Annotated in this window: 16 protein-coding genes and 1 tRNA gene; 10 read left to right on the top strand and 7 right to left on the bottom strand. The window is 56.3% G+C overall.

Annotation, left to right across the window (positions count from 1 at the left end; genetic code table 11):
• Positions 1–292 precede the first annotated feature (292 nt).
• A complete protein-coding gene (msrQ, locus tag ACR0BZ_RS11965; protein ID WP_480920289.1) occupies positions 293–907 on the bottom strand; it encodes a protein-methionine-sulfoxide reductase heme-binding subunit MsrQ in 615 nt (204 codons plus the stop codon).
• Positions 908–911: 4 nt separating this feature from the next.
• Positions 912–1,814: a protein-methionine-sulfoxide reductase catalytic subunit MsrP gene (msrP, locus tag ACR0BZ_RS11960; protein ID WP_480920288.1), complete on the bottom strand. Its 903-nt coding sequence runs from the start codon at positions 1,812–1,814 to the stop codon at positions 912–914.
• A gap of 378 nt (positions 1,815–2,192) precedes the next feature.
• Here msrP and ACR0BZ_RS11955 point away from each other — a divergent pair, with 378 nt between their 5' ends.
• Positions 2,193–3,008, top strand: coding sequence for a cyclase family protein (locus tag ACR0BZ_RS11955; protein ID WP_480833528.1), 816 nt, complete (start codon positions 2,193–2,195; stop codon positions 3,006–3,008).
• Positions 3,009–3,105: 97 nt separating this feature from the next.
• Positions 3,106–3,729, top strand: coding sequence for a class I SAM-dependent methyltransferase (locus ACR0BZ_RS11950; protein WP_480488071.1), 624 nt, complete (start codon positions 3,106–3,108; stop codon positions 3,727–3,729).
• Positions 3,730–3,781: 52 nt separating this feature from the next.
• Here the strand turns inward: ACR0BZ_RS11950 and clpB are convergent, their stop codons facing one another.
• Together clpB and ACR0BZ_RS11940 are read right to left on the bottom strand one after the other, a co-directional pair.
• Entirely contained in the window at positions 3,782–6,400 is a 2,619-nt protein-coding gene (clpB, locus tag ACR0BZ_RS11945; RefSeq protein ID WP_480587101.1) for an ATP-dependent chaperone ClpB, read from the bottom strand.
• Between the two features lie 125 nt (positions 6,401–6,525).
• Positions 6,526–6,843, bottom strand: a complete 318-nt coding sequence (locus tag ACR0BZ_RS11940) for a hypothetical protein (RefSeq protein ID WP_480920287.1) — start codon at positions 6,841–6,843, stop codon at positions 6,526–6,528.
• A 140-nt stretch (positions 6,844–6,983) separates the two neighbouring features.
• On the opposite strand from ACR0BZ_RS11940, the gene pyrF reads away from it, so the two are divergent.
• Complete coding sequence (gene pyrF / locus ACR0BZ_RS11935) at positions 6,984–7,688, top strand: orotidine-5'-phosphate decarboxylase (RefSeq protein WP_480920286.1); 705 nt, start codon at positions 6,984–6,986, stop codon at positions 7,686–7,688.
• Between the two features lie 350 nt (positions 7,689–8,038).
• Entirely contained in the window at positions 8,039–9,292 is a 1,254-nt protein-coding gene (locus ACR0BZ_RS11930; protein ID WP_480623866.1) for a DNA polymerase IV, read from the top strand.
• Between the two features lie 2 nt (positions 9,293–9,294).
• On the opposite strand, the gene ACR0BZ_RS11925 is transcribed toward ACR0BZ_RS11930, so the two are convergent.
• Entirely contained in the window at positions 9,295–10,155 is an 861-nt protein-coding gene (locus ACR0BZ_RS11925) for an N-formylglutamate amidohydrolase (protein WP_480920285.1), read from the bottom strand.
• A gap of 149 nt (positions 10,156–10,304) precedes the next feature.
• On the opposite strand from ACR0BZ_RS11925, the gene ACR0BZ_RS11920 reads away from it, so the two are divergent.
• Positions 10,305–10,379, top strand: a tRNA-Val gene (locus tag ACR0BZ_RS11920).
• Between the two features lie 90 nt (positions 10,380–10,469).
• Positions 10,470–10,595: a type B 50S ribosomal protein L36 gene (ykgO, locus tag ACR0BZ_RS11915; RefSeq protein WP_008755722.1), complete on the top strand. Its 126-nt coding sequence runs from the start codon at positions 10,470–10,472 to the stop codon at positions 10,593–10,595.
• Positions 10,596–10,660: 65 nt separating this feature from the next.
• Here the strand turns inward: ykgO and ACR0BZ_RS11910 are convergent, their stop codons facing one another.
• Entirely contained in the window at positions 10,661–10,984 is a 324-nt protein-coding gene (locus tag ACR0BZ_RS11910; protein WP_480474865.1) for a SemiSWEET transporter, read from the bottom strand.
• A gap of 282 nt (positions 10,985–11,266) precedes the next feature.
• Here ACR0BZ_RS11910 and ACR0BZ_RS11905 point away from each other — a divergent pair, with 282 nt between their 5' ends.
• The 3 genes from ACR0BZ_RS11905 (at position 11,267) to ACR0BZ_RS11895 (ending at position 13,473) form a co-directional block, all read left to right on the top strand.
• A complete protein-coding gene (locus ACR0BZ_RS11905; RefSeq protein ID WP_480920284.1) occupies positions 11,267–12,283 on the top strand; it encodes a Fe(3+) ABC transporter substrate-binding protein in 1,017 nt (338 codons plus the stop codon).
• 117 nt (positions 12,284–12,400) lie between these two features.
• Positions 12,401–12,955 carry a helix-turn-helix domain-containing protein gene (locus ACR0BZ_RS11900; protein ID WP_480920283.1) on the top strand — a complete coding sequence of 185 codons (555 nt, stop codon included), beginning with the start codon at positions 12,401–12,403 and terminating at the stop codon, positions 12,953–12,955.
• The gene (locus tag ACR0BZ_RS11895) at positions 12,952–13,473 is read left to right on the top strand and encodes an N-acetyltransferase family protein (protein WP_480920282.1); all 522 of its coding nucleotides are present in this window, start codon (positions 12,952–12,954) and stop codon (positions 13,471–13,473) included. The genes ACR0BZ_RS11900 and ACR0BZ_RS11895 overlap by 4 nt, the downstream gene beginning before the upstream one ends.
• A gap of 16 nt (positions 13,474–13,489) precedes the next feature.
• Here the strand turns inward: ACR0BZ_RS11895 and ACR0BZ_RS11890 are convergent, their stop codons facing one another.
• Positions 13,490–14,290, bottom strand: coding sequence for a phenylalanine 4-monooxygenase (locus ACR0BZ_RS11890; RefSeq protein WP_480539382.1), 801 nt, complete (start codon positions 14,288–14,290; stop codon positions 13,490–13,492).
• A gap of 119 nt (positions 14,291–14,409) precedes the next feature.
• Here ACR0BZ_RS11890 and ACR0BZ_RS11885 point away from each other — a divergent pair, with 119 nt between their 5' ends.
• Positions 14,410–14,868 (top strand): Lrp/AsnC family transcriptional regulator, encoded by a 459-nt coding sequence (locus ACR0BZ_RS11885; protein WP_480920281.1) that lies wholly within the window; start codon positions 14,410–14,412, stop codon positions 14,866–14,868.
• Positions 14,869–14,887: the final 19 nt, after the last annotated feature.

Genomic DNA, 14,887 nt, shown 5'->3' with positions numbered 1-14,887 from the left:
AAACTCAACCTCAGATGCCCCCAGTCTCTCCTGAGCGTCTCAACCGTCTTTCCAGTCCGTCAGGCCAACCTCTGTTGCGCCGGTGAAGGGGGTTCTAAGTATTACTCTCAAAACCCGCAAGCGGAAAATGCACGAAAACAAAAGAAAATGCCGATTTCAAAAATAATTATTTATTTTCAATATGTTAACTATTCACGATCAGGCGGAAGCGCGCCGGAATCGTCGGAAACACAGATGGGGTTCCGCACTTTATCGCCTTGTTTACAATGTTACTCACAGACTCGCTTCCGAGTCAGGCAGAATCTGCTGTGTTGGACTGGAGTGACAGGCTTGGAAGCGGCAACCTAAGGGCAAGAAGGATGACTATAGCTGCCAAATAGATCAGCGGCTCGATCTGAAACCCTTTTGCCAGCATCACGTAATGCAGTCCGCCCAGCAAAGCGGCCGGGTACACCAGCCAATGCAGCCTGCGCCAACGCGGCCCCAATCGGCGCACCGACCAGTTGTTGGATGTTGCCGTCAGAGGCAACAGCAAAAGAAACGCCCCAATTCCAACGGTAATATAAGGACGCTTGAGGATATCCGTCCAAATCTGGCTGGGAAGCTGAACGTCCAGAACCAGCCAGACAAGGAGATGCAGGCTGACATATACAAAAGTCAGCACCCCAATGGCCCGACGGAACTTCATCAGGTTCAAGCCCACAAATCGGCGCAAGGATGTGATGGCCAGCCCGGCAATCAGCAACTGTAAAGCCAGTTCGCCATAGCGGTGTTCCAGCGCCTCAATCGGTTCGATTCCCAAACCGCCAGTCAGGCCAAGATAGAACAGCCAGGGCGCGGGCAGCGCGCCCATCAGATAAACGGCCCATACCGGAATACGCCGGAGTGTCTGATTGATGGCCTGCATGATTCTAGTAGTTCCTGGCCAGATCCATACCTTCATAAAGGCTGGCGACCTCTTCTTCATAACCGTTGAACATCAGCGTCGGTTTGCGCGAGGCAAACAGGCCGCCGCCGATTTCACGTTCGGAAGCTTGCGACCAGCGCGGATGATCAACGTTCGGGTTTACATTACTATAAAAACCGTATTCTCGCGAATTGGCCATATTCCAACTGGTGGGCGGCTCTTCTTCAACAAGCGTGATCCGGACAATCGACTTGATCGATTTGAACCCGTATTTCCACGGTACGACCAGACGCAAAGGCGCGCCGTTCTGATTTGGAATCGGCTTGTCATAGATACCAGTGGCCATGATCGTCAGCGGATGCATCGCCTCGTCCAGGCGCATACCCTCGCGATAGGGCCATTCCAGAATGGGATAGCGCGTTCCCGGCATCTCATCCGGGCGGTGGGCCGTTTCGAACGCTACGTATTTCGCGCCGTCTTTCACCCCCGCCATTTTCAGAAGATCGGCCAGTTCGAACCCGTTCCATGGTACGACCATCGACCAGGCTTCAACGCAACGGAAGCGATAGATGCGTTCTTCGATCGTCATCTCGGACAGGATGTCCTTGAAATCATACTCACCAGGACGATCGACCAGACCGTCAATCTTTACGCTCCAGGGTTCGGTCACCAGCGCATGCGCATATTTCGCCGGGTCATCTTTTCCGGTCCCGAACTCATAATAATTGTTGTAACTCGTGATCTCATCCCAGGTGTTCGGCTCCAGCGCATCCTGCGCCGCAGCTGGTTGGCCCATTGCCGCCACACCAACACCCGCCATCCCGGCCATGACCTGCCGACGGTTCAGGAACGACGCCCGTGGGGTGACGTCGGCATGTGTTAATGTATTGGTCCAGCGATGCGCCATTTAGGTCTCCGTCATATTCGTTTGTCATTACAGACTTAGGGTGCTGATAGCACAGACCCATGGAAACAGGCGTCACGTTTGAGCGACGTGATTGTAACGTTCCGAGTGGCGACAGGCCCAGACAGGCGGATTGTGCCGCGCTCTGCCCGCTTTCAGCGGTTGTCACGACCTGAGCCAACTCTCAGTGCTCGAACATTTCGTTGGGGATATACGGTTCATTCAGAGCTGGCTCTGAACGAGGACAACAGCCGAGTTGTCTGCCTGCAGTCTTTACAACTGCGGGTCCAAAACTGCACTCTGTCAGACAGGCACCATACGCGATCAACAGTGTGGCGGGCCTGTTTTTGCAGCCGCGTGGCCGCAATGGGAGGACGAAAAATGTGTGATATCTGTGTAATGAACGCCGTAAAAGACAGGATGCTGTCCCGGCGCGGGTTCTTCAAAGCCGCGGCGGCATCGGGTGTTGCGGCTGCCGCAACCGGGGCTATGGCACCGGCCGCACTGGCCGCGGGGCATGGCGGTGTCCAAGACATGACCCACACGCTCAGCCCGGAGTTCCCGACCTGGGGCGGAGAGCCGGGTATCTCGGCCGAACAGGCATTCAATTTCGCGGAACACGGATTCAATCTGTTCAATTTGTCGATCAATGAGCATACGGGCACGCATATAGATGCCCCGCTGCACTTTTCTGCGGATGGGGCTTCGGTCGATGAAATCCCGGTCTCATATCTGGTTGCACCACTTTGCGTGGTCGATATCGCTGCCCGCGCAGCAGAAGACGCCGATACGCGTTTAACCCCTGATGACCTGAAAGCCTGGATAGCCGCCAATGGCGATATACCAGACGGCGCTTGTGTCGCCATGCACTCTGGGTGGGCTGGCAAAACGGCAACGGACGCGTTCCGCAATTTCGACGGTGAAGCGCAGCATTACCCGGGCTTTCACGTTGAAGCTGCGCAGATGCTGATGGAGGAAACCGGAGCCCGGTCTATTGCCGTTGACACCTTGTCACTGGATCACGGCATGTCTGCGGATTTCGCCACCCATTATGCCTGGTTGCCATCCGGCCGGTTCGGGATCGAATGCCTGGCCAATCTGGATCAGGTACCCGCGTCAGGCGCAACACTTGTTATTGGCGCACCGAAACACGCAGGCGGCACCGGAGGTCCGGCGCGGATACTTGCGCTGATCTGATGAAACTGACGTTTGGCGAAACTGGCCCGCTTTCTTCAGTGGGTCAGTTTCCATCTGCGCATTCCATGAGTGGTAGGCACTGAGAGCAAGCCAGCCAATGGGCAAGACCAAGTCTGACACCACACGGCGCTATGATACCGCTGCACCAAAATGGCGGGATAAGATGCGTGCTCTTGGTTATTACGATGCGTATCTTGGTTTTCTGTCAGCAAGTCAGCTCGCGACAGAGCATAACAGTCGGGTTGTTGATATCGGTGCCGGGACGGCCTCGTTTGCAGAAGCCTGGGTCGCTATTCACGGGTCACCCGTCGAAATAACCCTTCTCGAACCCAGTCAAGCCATGTTGAAACAGGGTCAAAGCGCGTTACAGGCGCGGGGTGTCGAGCCAAGACTTGTGCAGGGATTGTTAGGGTCTGTCGTTCTGGAACCTGCTAATGTGGCACTGGCTGCGCATGTCATCGAACATTGCCCCGATCCGTTGCGCGCACTTGAGAAGATTCACGATATGATGCGCCCTGGCGGTCGTTTGTATCTGGTGGTGTCAAAGCCGCATTGGTGCAATGCAATCATCTGGCTGCAATGGCGCCATCGCACATTCGGCAGAGAAGAAATTCTGGGACTATTGCACAAAGCTGGCTTTGAATGCGAAAGCGAGTACTCATTCCCCGCAGGCCCACCATCCCGGACAAGCCGGGGAATTTTGGCGCGTCGAAGAGCGTAGATGCAGACAAAAAAGACCCGCCAATGCGGCGGGTCTTCCGTTTGTGCCTAAATCAATGCACCACTGCATCATCCGGGCGGGGCCGTTCCGACGTCCCCAACCGGTCACCGATGATCAAGCCATCAGCCCCGGCGGTGACCGGGACAACCTCACCATCCTTGATCTCACCGGCCAACAGCGCTTCGGCCAGCGGGTTCTGCAGGGCGCGCTGAATCACGCGTTTCAGCGGGCGGGCTCCGAAGACAGGGTCATAGCCTTCATTGGCCAGCCATTCCTTGGCACCATCGTCCAGGGCCAGTTCGATCTTGCGGGCCGCCAGGCGCTTTTGCAGACGCGCCATCTGGATATCGACGATGCCATCCATATCGGCCCGCTTGAGGCGATCAAAGATGATCGTTTCGTCCAGACGGTTCAGGAACTCTGGCCGGAAATGTGCCCGCACCGCATCCATCACGTCACGGCGTGCCTGCGCGCTGTCCGCGCCATCGGGCAACTGGCTGAGCGCCTGAGACCCAAGGTTCGACGTCAGGATGATCAGCGTCTGCTTGAAGTCCACGGTGCGGCCCTGACCATCGGTCAGAACCCCATCATCCAGAACCTGCAACAGCACGTTGAACACATCCGGGTGCGCCTTTTCGACCTCGTCAAACAGCACGACCTGATAGGGCCTGCGCCGCACGGCTTCGGTCAGCACACCGCCTTCGTCATAACCGACATAGCCCGGAGGGGCACCGATCAGACGGGCAACCGCGTGTTTCTCCATGAACTCGGACATATCGATACGCACCATCGCGTTGTCGTCATCGAACAGGAAATTCGCCACGGCCTTGGTCAGCTCGGTCTTACCCACGCCGGTCGGCCCGAGGAACAGGAACGATCCCAACGGGCGGCCTTCGTCATTCAGACCCGCACGCGCACGGCGCACGGCGTTGGCGACGGCAGTCACCGCTGCATCCTGACCGATCACGCGGGAATGCAAAGCGTCTTCCATCCGCAGCAGCTTCTCGCGCTCACCTTCCAGCATTTTCGAGGTCGGGATACCGGTCCAGCGCTCCACGACGGAAGCAATCTGTTCAGGGCGCACCGTTTCCTCGGCCATCATACCATTGCTTTCGGCGTTCTCGGCCTCGGTCAGCTTTTTTTCAAGCTCGGGGATGACGCCATAGGACAATTCCCCCGCTTTGGCGAGGTTGCCTTCACGCTTGGCGATCTCAAGATCAGCGCGCGCCTTGTCGAGCTGTTCCTTCAGGTCACGGGCCCCCGCCAGCTTGTCGCGTTCGGCCTGCCATTGTGCTGTCATCTCGGCGGATCGTTCCTGCAAATCGGCCAGGTCCTTTTGCAAGGTTTCCAGACGATCTTTCGAGGCCGCGTCATCTTCAAGCTTCAGCGCCTCTTCCTCGATCTGCATCTGCAGGATGTTCCGGTCGAGTTGATCGAGTTCCTCGGGCTTGCTGTCGACCTCCATCCGCAGACGCGATGCCGCCTCGTCGACAAGGTCGATGGCTTTGTCGGGCAGAAAGCGGTCAGTGATATAGCGGTGCGACAGGGTCGCCGCTGAAACAAGCGCTGAATCAGAGATGCGCACACCGTGGTGCAACTCGTACTTTTCCTTGATGCCGCGCAGGATGCTGATCGTATCTTCGACTGTCGGCTCCTGTACCATTACAGGCTGGAACCGGCGCGCAAGGGCAGCGTCTTTTTCTACGTATTTGCGATACTCATCCAGCGTGGTCGCACCGATACAGTGCAACTCACCCCGGGCAAGCGCAGGCTTGATCAGATTGGCAGCATCCATTGCACCGTCCGATTTCCCGGCACCGACCAACGTGTGCATCTCGTCGATGAACAGGATGATCTCACCAGCGGCTTCAGTCACCTCGGTCAGAACGGCCTTCAGCCGTTCTTCGAACTCACCCCGGTATTTCGCGCCAGCAATCAGTGCACCCATGTCGAGGGCGAGCAGTTTTTTGTCCTTGAGCGATTCCGGCACGTCTCCGTTGATGATACGCAGGGCCATACCTTCGGCAATCGCGGTCTTACCGACGCCGGGCTCACCAATCAGAACCGGGTTGTTTTTGGTGCGACGCGACAGAACCTGCATCGAGCGGCGGATTTCCTCATCCCGACCGATGATCGGATCAATTTTGCCTTCGGCTGCAGCCTCGGTCAGGTCACGCGCGTATTTCTTGAGCGCGTCATAGCCTTCTTCCGCCGACGCGCTGTCAGCAGTGCGACCCTTGCGAATGTCGTTGATCGCCTCGTTCAGTTTTTGCGCTGATACGGCTCCGGCGTCCAATGCATCCTTGGCCTTGGACTTCACCATGCACAGTGCCATCAGAACACGTTCGACAGGGACGAAGCTGTCGCCCGCTTTGGTAGCTATTTTTGTGGCCTCGTCCAGAACCTTGACGGTCTGGCCGTCCATGTAAATCTGGCTGGCGTCGCCGCTGACCTTAGGGATTTTCCCCATTGCCGCGTCCAGCGCCTCAACCACGCGGTTCGGTGCACCGCCCGCGCGCGAAATCAGGTTACTGGCCAACCCCTGATCGTCATCCATCAATGCTTTGAGTATATGTGTGGGCTCCAGCCTCTGGTGCCCCTCGCGCAGCGCAATGGTCTGCGCTGCCTGCACGAATCCCCGTGCCCGCTCGGTGAACTTGTTCAAGTCCATGATATTCTCCTTTTCCAAGCGCCCCGTTTTGACATGCCCGCCTGGCAGCACATGTCGGTCGAAGCCTCACATTCAATCTGGGAAATATCTTCAGTGGTTCAAGAGGCTAAAACACAGAAATCGACCTATTCGCGCCGGATGGTATAGACTGAATAACCACCGGTCTCGGCGACCTGAACGGCACCCAGATCATTCACCAAAGATTGGGCTGCCGCACTTCCCGTCGGGCAAGAAACCAGATCTGCCGTATGGTCCAGGAAATTGCCGGTAAACGCCGTTTCACCAGTAAGTTGACACCAATCATCCTCGGACCTGTAACCACCAACCAAACGCAAATCGTCATTGGTCGGCACAGGTGCAGCCCCTGTATCCGTCTCCTCGGGCGGCGTTTCATTACATGCGGCCAGTGCAATCAACGCGCCCAACAAAACCAGCTTTTTCATTTGTCGCCCCTTATTTTGAATTCGAGTTTTCAATACAGAGCACGATAACACGATTTGAAGCTGCCTGCGCGGCTTAGCAGATGGACAGAGCGGCCCGAAGCCGCTAGGACGCAGACGTTTGCCAAAAAGGAGCGCCCCCCATGTCTGATGACCGCCTGATCGTAGCCCTTGATGTTCCCAACGCTCTGCAAGGGTTGGCCATGGCAGAACGTTTGGGGGACAGTGTTTCTTTCTATAAGATCGGGCTGGGTATGCTGACCGGTGGCGGGCTGGCATTGGCCAACGAACTGAAACAGGATCACGGCAAGCGCATCTTCCTGGATATGAAGTTATTCGACATTGGCAACACAGTTGAAAATGCCGTGCGGGGATTGGCGCAATTCGATCTGGATTTTCTGACCGTGCATGGTGACCCTCATGTGGTGCGCGCTGCCAAAGAAGGTGCTGCGGGTAAAGACCTGAAGATCCTCGCCGTGACCATCCTGACCTCGCTGAACCGCGACGATCTGGACGCAAGCCTTCTGAGATCCGGTGATGTGCAGGACTTGGTCGTTGAGCGCGCGGCCAAAGCCTTTGAAGCCGGTGCTGATGGCGTTATCGCCAGCCCGCAGGAAGCCGCCCTGATCCGCGTTCTGCCTCAGGCTGAAGGTCGTCTGATCGTAACCCCTGGTGTGCGCCCTGCTGGCGCAGCGCTTGGTGACCAGAAACGTGTAGCCACCCCGGCAAGCGCCATTCAGGATGGCGCAGATCACATCGTTGTTGGCCGCCCGATTTATCAGGCAAAAGACCCAAAGGCCGCTGCTGAGGCCGTTCTTTCCGAATTAAATTCTCTCAAGGTGTGCTAAGACCACCTGGTCATTTCAGGTGGGTTTTGCGTTGGATTTTCCGCGCAACAAGTTGACCTAAGGTCACTTTTTGACGAAACCGCGCCAAATCGTCTCTGTGCCAGAAAACACACATTCAAAACCCGAGTTTTCTCCGCACAACCTTCATCCTATCGAAACTAATGATTTTCAGGGATTCTGAAGGGGAAATACTCCCCTACGAACCGCTTCTTCCTGAGGTTCGTTACTTCCCCCCGCGATGTGCGGGGGGTCTTCTTTTCAAATCATCCCATGCCAGCAGGGCCTTTGATCCAGGATCACAGGTGATATAAAGAATTTCCAAGCCAACTGCGGAACGCATGAGGACGCAGATGCCCGGTCTTTGCCGAGATTGCCTGACCACATTGTCAAACGAACAACGCTGTACTGCCTGTGGCAGTCCGCGGGTAAAGACTCACTCGGAACTGTTTGACCTGTCGATTGCCCATATGGATTGTGACGCCTTCTATGCCTCGGTGGAGAAACGTGACAACCCTGAACTGGCGGACAAACCGGTTATCATTGGCGGCGGCAGGCGCGGCGTTGTTTCAACTGCCTGCTACGTTGCCCGTATTCGCGGTGTCCGGTCGGCCATGCCCATGTTCAAGGCGTTGCAACTCTGCCCCGAAGCCGTCGTGATCAAGCCGCGCATGTCCGTCTACGCCCAGGTGTCGCGCGACATCCGCGCCATGATGGATGAATTGACACCCGTGGTCGAACCCCTGTCGCTGGACGAAGCCTTCATGGACCTGTCGGGAACCGAACGTTTGCATGGCGCGCCACCGGCCGTCATGCTGGCGCGTCTGGTCAAGCGCATGAAGGATGAAATCGGTGTCACCGGCTCAATCGGGTTAAGTCACAACAAGTTTTTGGCCAAGGTCGCATCGGACCTCGACAAACCGCGCGGGTTTTCAGTCATCGGCAAGGCGGAAACGGCAGAGTTTCTGAACGACAAACCCGTACGGTTGATCTGGGGTATTGGCCCGGCTGCGCAGGAAGCGCTGGACCAGGCCGGGATCAGAACTTTCAGTGATTTGCTGCGTTGGGATCAGGAGGCACTTACCGCACGGTTCGGTTCAATGGGATATCGCCTGTGGCACTTGGCCCGGGGTCAGGACAAGCGACGCGTATCAGCGCATGAGCCGATGAAATCCATCAGCAACGAGACGACATTTTTCGAAGACACGTCGAGCCTTGATATTCTGGACGGCCATTTGTGGCGCATGGCCTTGAAAGTGTCGGACCGCGCCAAGGCAAAGGATCTGGCAGGTCGGGTTGTCACGTTGAAACTGAAGAAAGCCAATCACAAGATCCTGACGCGGCGCGTGTCCTTGCGGGATGCGACACAGATTGCCGACCGGATTTACCGCACGGCCCGGGGCCTGTTCGATCAGGTTGGCGATCAGGGGCCGTATCGGTTGTTGGGCTGTGGTTTGTCTGACCTTTGCCCGGCGGATCAGGCGGATATTTCCGGCGACCTGCTGGATCCGGATGCTGCCCGCAGATCAAAGGCCGAACGGGCCACGGACGAGATTCGCCAGCGGTTCGGGGCCGAAGCAATCATGAAGGGCCGTGCGCTGCGCTGATATTATTCCGCCGCCAGACGCTCTGGGCTCGCACCCAGGCTGGAAATCTCGCGAACCACCTGCCTGAGCAGCTTCGAGAACGCCATGAAATTGGCATTGGGCGCGATTTTTTCTTCGTCCATGTACAAAGCGCGATCAATCTCGATCTGAACAGCGTGCTGCTGGCGACCGGGACGACCATAGGTTTGCGTCACATATGCTCCGGCAAAAGGCGCATTGCGTGCCACGTTGAGACCCGCTGCCGCGAAAGCGGCTTCAATGATATCGACGACCTCTGGCGACGCGGACGCGCCAAACCGGTCGCCCAGCACGATCTCGGGCCGCCTTCCGCGCGCAGTGCCCGCCATGGCCACCGCCTCGTGCGGCATCGAGTGGCAGTCCACCAGAATTGCCTGTCCGAACATCTCGTGTGATTCGGCCAGCAGGGATTTCAACCGCGCATGATAAGGGCGCCAATAGGTGTCGATGCGCAGCCGCGCTTCGTCCATGGTAAGTTTGCCGCGATAGATTGCCCGACCGTTGGCAACTACGCGGGGAATCACCCCCAGCCCTGACGCGACCCTTGGATTATGCCCGTGCCTGCGGGCACCGCTGATCAAGACCGGGTCAAGCTCATCCAGGCTGCGGTTCAAATCCAGATAGGCACGTGGCATGGCCGCCTTGATCATAGGGGCACCGTTTTCCGCCGCGGGCGCGAACAACTGATCAACAAAGGCGTCTTCTGAGGATCGAATCACGCTCCGGTTCAACACGGACCGGTTCAGAAATGCCTCAGGATACTCCCGCCCGCTGTGTGGCGATGAAAAAACCACGCACGAGGTGCGGTTTTCGGGCATATCCAATACATAGGCTGCGCTTTGCATGATCCCTCCGTGTTCGTAATCAACATAGACCGGAAAAATTGTTCTTCCAAACCCCTTGAACCCTTTTGCGACTCCTTTTATAGACCCCGCTACCGGCGCGGGGATCCGCGCCCCATTTCGTTATGGGGCAAGGTACGCAAAGGGAAAGTGGGCGGTTAGCTCAGCGGTAGAGCACTTCGTTGACATCGAAGGGGTCACAAGTTCGATCCTTGTACCGCCCACCATCGTTTCACTGTTCCGGTTGTCCGGGGCACCCGAGTAACCCAGGCGCTGGCCACGTCCTTGATGAAGGCGCCGCAGATTGGAGACAGACCATGAAGGTCAAGAACTCGCTCCGCTCGCTCAAGAACCGGCACCGCGACTGCCGGATTGTGCGTCGCAAAGGCCGCGTCTACGTGATCAACAAGACGCAGCGCAAGTTCAAAGCTCGTCAGGGCTAAGAACGGCACATCACTGCTTAAAGAAACCGCACCTTCGAGTGCGGTTTTTTTTGTTCTACCCGCGCCTAAAATGTAATCCCTGCATGGATCAGAATGCCCACGACCATAAGAAAGTTCAGAACCATCGAAATCCCGTTGCCGACATAGATTGGAAGCTTTCCAACAACCAAGCCGTAAGCAAACCAAAGCAGGGACAAGGCGGTATATAGAGACCAAGACAACAAGGACTGTCCCGAGGCATGGTGCGAATGCGTCAAATACAGCTTCACGAGCTGTGGCAGTGTGGCAAAAGGACCAACCACGCCAACAAAAACCATGAACCCTTCAAAGCGCGACATCCAATGGCCAAGGTTAGATTTCTCCAATTTTTCAGCCAGTGTTTCGGGCATATCTCACGTTCTTCCTTTAAGTGAATAAGACGGCATGTTCTTTTTCTCGGACAATCTGTCTTGCCAAAATATCCGCTAGAAGCGCTTGGACCAAGTCCCTCGACCACGTTACCACCAACCTTCCCCCCTCGTATGCCTTCAGAGCATCGCATAATGAACGTCACTAGCGACCTTTTGACCAAGTAAATCAGTCGGATTTACTTGCATCCCGCCCAGAATCGTATAATTGAGAAAATCAGTCGGATTAATGACCGACCCGAAATTCAATTGTTGAGGCACACAATGCTGAAATCCACGACCTGCCTGGCCGCCGCGCTGTCGGCACTGATCGCAACCTCTGCCGCCGCCGAAGGCGAGCTGAACCTTTATTCGTCGCGCCACTATGACACCGACGAACGGCTGTATACCGACTTTGAAGACGCAACCGGCATCAAGATCAACAGGATCGAAGGCAAAGCGGATGAACTGATTGCCCGGATGGAAGCGGAAGGCGCAAACTCACCTGCCGACGTGATGCTGACCGTGGACACGTCGCGCCTGGCACGAGCCAAGAACGCAGGTATCCTGCAATCGATCGACAGCGCAAAACTGGAAGAGCGCATTCCCACCAACCTGCAGGACAGCGACAATCAGTGGTTTGGTTTCTCGCAACGCGGTCGGATCATCTTTTTCGACAAGGAAAACGTGACCAACCCGCCGGCCACCTACGCTGATCTGGCCAAACCGGAATACAAGGGAATGGTCTGTATCCGGTCTTCGACCAACACCTACAACCAGACCCTGCTGGCATCGATCATCACACATGAAGGCACTGAGGCCGCCAAGTCCTGGGCCGAGGGTGTTGTCGCCAACATGGCGCGTGACCCGCAGGGCGGTGACACCGACCAGTTGCGCGGCATCGTTTCGGGCGAGTGTGACATCGCGGTTTCGAACACCTACTATTTCGCGCGCTCCATTCGCACAGACGTCAAAGGCTTGTCCGCAGACCGCGACATGATCGGCTGGGTCTTCCCGAACCAGGACAGCTATGGCGCGCATATGAATCTATCCGGTGGTGGGGTCGCCGCGCACGCACCCAACAAGGAAAACGCGATCCTGTTCCTTGAGTATCTGGCCAGCGATCAGGCGCAGAAATACTTCTCGGCGGGAAATGACGAGTTCCCGGCAGTTCCAAATGTCGAACTGGCCGAGTCGGTCAAGGCGCTGGGTGAATTCAAGGCAGACGACGTGAACCTTTCAGACGTTGCAAAGAACATCCCCGAAGCGCAGAAGATCTTTAACGAAGTTGGCTGGAAGTAATCCTTCTTGGCTCTGACTTCTTGAATAGGATGCGGATTGTCCGCATCCTTTTTCGTTGATATGTGATGTTTATTTGTATATTTTCTCATATATGAGAAATTTTTTCAATATGATGTAATGCCTGACACCCTGTCAAACCGCCTTGCCAATCGCCTGAGCGAACTGCGCCGCGGGCGTGGTTGGTCTTTGGATTACCTTGCCGAACACAGCAGGATCAGCCGCGCCACCTTGTCCCGTATGGAAAAAGGGGATGTCAGCCCAACAGCCGACAATCTAGGCCGTCTGTGCGCTGCATACGATCTGCCGATCTCACGCCTGCTGATGATGGTTGAAGACAGCTTTGACCCCAAGGTTCCATTCGAACGCCAGACCGAGTGGCGCGACCCCGAAACCGGCTTCACCCGCCGTGCTGTTTCACCACTTGCAAATGGATTGAACGCCGAGGTTCTGGAATGCCACCTTCCCCGGGGCACGGTCATCACCTACGAAGTGCCACCTAAATCGGGGCAAGAGCATCATCTGATCTTAATGGACGGTGCGCTTACTCTGACGGTTGATGGAACTCCCCACGCGCTGAACGCCGGGGATTGCCTGCGCTACCATCTGTCGGGACCGACCCGGTTTGAAACAGGGGCGTCGCGTGGTGCACGTTACCTGCTGGTGCTTATATGATCACGCGCCTGACCGAGAACGATTTTGACGCGGCGCTGGATGACCTGGCTGAAATCCTGCATGCCTGTGTTCATGATGGGGCCAGCATAGGTTTCATACTTCCGTTTACCCTGAACGATGCGCGTGCGTACTGGCAACAAAACGTACAGCCCGGTCTCAGGTCAGGTAAGCTGGACTTGTTCGTTTCGTATGACGGTCCCCGCATTGCAGGCACCGTTCAACTGATCCCGGCGGCAATGCCCAACCAACCCCACCGCGCCGACGTGGCGAAACTTCTGGTCCACCCCAACGCCAGACGGCGGGGGTTAGGCCGATCCCTGATGAATGCGCTTGTTCTTCGGGCGCGAGAGGTGGGGCGCACGGTGCTTGTACTTGATACGCGCAGCACCGATCCCTCGCGGCTGCTTTATCAAAGCCTTGGGTTTCAGATCGCGGGGGAAATACCGAATTACTGCCGGAACCCATTAGAACCAAAATTCGAGCCCACAACCTATATGTACAAAAACCTTGACGCTTGAAAAGACGCAGCCCCCGCTACTCGGCGGCGGTTACCTTTTCGGGAAACTTGTTCGGCAACAGCCCGAGGCGGCGCGCACGACGAACATCTGCCAGCAGGTCCCGTTCGGCGGCCTCAAACAACTCTTCAGGGTCATCCAGAACAAAATACCCCATCTGATGCATATCGATCCGGTATGGTGTTCGCAGAATCGTTAGAACGTCAAACGGGTCACGATCGGGTATGTCGCTGGTCACGGCATAGACCAGTTCTGTCGGCGACGACGCCAACCCTGAACCCAGCGCCTTGATCTGACCGTTCTGGCGGCGCAGGCCAAACTCGATCGAAAACCAGTAAAGCCTGATCAACCAGGCATAATCCGCGTCATCTGCCTGCTTTCCGGCTAGCCCGATGGCGTGGCTGAACGCGGCAAAACGCGGATCACTTAACAACGGTGTATGTCCGAATATCTCATGAAAGATATCCGGCTCTTCGATATAGTCGAAATCTTCCCGGGAGCGGATGAAGGAAGCGGCCGGAAAAACCCGATCCGCCAGCATCCCGAAAAACGTCTTGAACCCGATAAGCGCCGGAACCGGCTGCACCCGCCAGCCGGTCAGGTCCAGCAGCCGTTTCGAAATTTCTGCACAAGAAGGCACTTTGGTCTTCGGCAGGTCCAGTCGCGCCAAACCGCTTAGGTATTCCGGCGCCATATAGCGCCGTACATTTTCTTCCTGTGCCGCGTAAAGATCAGCCCAGACCGCATTCTCTTCGTCTGTGTAGGTAATGTGGCCATGTTCATCCGCCAGTTTGGCGACATATTTCGTCGATTTGGGCATCAGCGTCCTCCTGCATGAGATCAGGATACCTCAACTCACACGGAGAATTTGTTTTGATATTCTGATTTTCGCCCGTATTATGAATGATACATTCCGAGATACTGCGATTTGCGGCCCAAATGCTTCACTCAGCCGACATCGATATTTTGCGAGAGCTTCAGGCCAGTGGGCGTCTGTCTATGCAGGAGCTTGCCGACCGGACCGGATTATCTGCGTCGCAATGCTGGCGCCGCGTCCGTGACCTTGAATCGTCCGGGGTGGTTTCAGGATATCGCGCGCAGGTTTCAGCCAAGGCTGTCGGGCTGAATGCCATTGCCTATGTCCACGTCGCACTGAAAGACCATCAGGAAAACAGCATCTCGGCGTTTCTTCGTCTTATCGAGACCGAGCCGCAAATTGTTGAGTGCGCCTCGATCACCGGGGATCACGACTTTATCCTGAAAGTTTATGCCAAAACCCCCGAGGATCTTGAGGTCTTCATCATGCAGCGCTTGTTGAAATCAGGGCTGGTCCGCGACACCCGCAGCAACTTTGTGCTTCGCCAGACCAAGACCCGCGGCCCTTTACCCATTCTGTGACAAGGCCCACCAAAACGGA

The sequence above is a fragment of the Ruegeria sp. P8 genome (assembly GCF_056534665.1).
Note: the sequence above shows the minus strand (reverse complement) of the source record. Positions and strands in the feature narration are given on the sequence as shown.

Bases quoted from the DNA above. Each gene is read 5' to 3' on its own strand.
- msrQ (WP_480920289.1), bottom strand. From the start codon at position 907: ATGCAGGCCATCAATCAGACACTCCGGCGTATTCCGGTATGGGCCGTT.
- msrP (WP_480920288.1), bottom strand. From the start codon at position 1,814: ATGGCGCATCGCTGGACCAATACATTAACACATGCCGACGTCACCCCA.
- ACR0BZ_RS11955 (WP_480833528.1), top strand. From the start codon at position 2,193: ATGTGTGATATCTGTGTAATGAACGCCGTAAAAGACAGGATGCTGTCC.
- ACR0BZ_RS11950 (WP_480488071.1), top strand. From the start codon at position 3,106: ATGGGCAAGACCAAGTCTGACACCACACGGCGCTATGATACCGCTGCA.
- clpB (WP_480587101.1), bottom strand. From the start codon at position 6,400: ATGGACTTGAACAAGTTCACCGAGCGGGCACGGGGATTCGTGCAGGCA.
- ACR0BZ_RS11940 (WP_480920287.1), bottom strand. From the start codon at position 6,843: ATGAAAAAGCTGGTTTTGTTGGGCGCGTTGATTGCACTGGCCGCATGT.
- pyrF (WP_480920286.1), top strand. From the start codon at position 6,984: ATGTCTGATGACCGCCTGATCGTAGCCCTTGATGTTCCCAACGCTCTG.
- ACR0BZ_RS11930 (WP_480623866.1), top strand. From the start codon at position 8,039: ATGCCCGGTCTTTGCCGAGATTGCCTGACCACATTGTCAAACGAACAA.
- ACR0BZ_RS11925 (WP_480920285.1), bottom strand. From the start codon at position 10,155: ATGCAAAGCGCAGCCTATGTATTGGATATGCCCGAAAACCGCACCTCG.
- ykgO (WP_008755722.1), top strand. From the start codon at position 10,470: ATGAAGGTCAAGAACTCGCTCCGCTCGCTCAAGAACCGGCACCGCGAC.
- ACR0BZ_RS11910 (WP_480474865.1), bottom strand. From the start codon at position 10,984: ATGCCCGAAACACTGGCTGAAAAATTGGAGAAATCTAACCTTGGCCAT.
- ACR0BZ_RS11905 (WP_480920284.1), top strand. From the start codon at position 11,267: ATGCTGAAATCCACGACCTGCCTGGCCGCCGCGCTGTCGGCACTGATC.
- ACR0BZ_RS11900 (WP_480920283.1), top strand. From the start codon at position 12,401: ATGCCTGACACCCTGTCAAACCGCCTTGCCAATCGCCTGAGCGAACTG.
- ACR0BZ_RS11895 (WP_480920282.1), top strand. From the start codon at position 12,952: ATGATCACGCGCCTGACCGAGAACGATTTTGACGCGGCGCTGGATGAC.
- ACR0BZ_RS11890 (WP_480539382.1), bottom strand. From the start codon at position 14,290: ATGCCCAAATCGACGAAATATGTCGCCAAACTGGCGGATGAACATGGC.
- ACR0BZ_RS11885 (WP_480920281.1), top strand. From the start codon at position 14,410: ATGCTTCACTCAGCCGACATCGATATTTTGCGAGAGCTTCAGGCCAGT.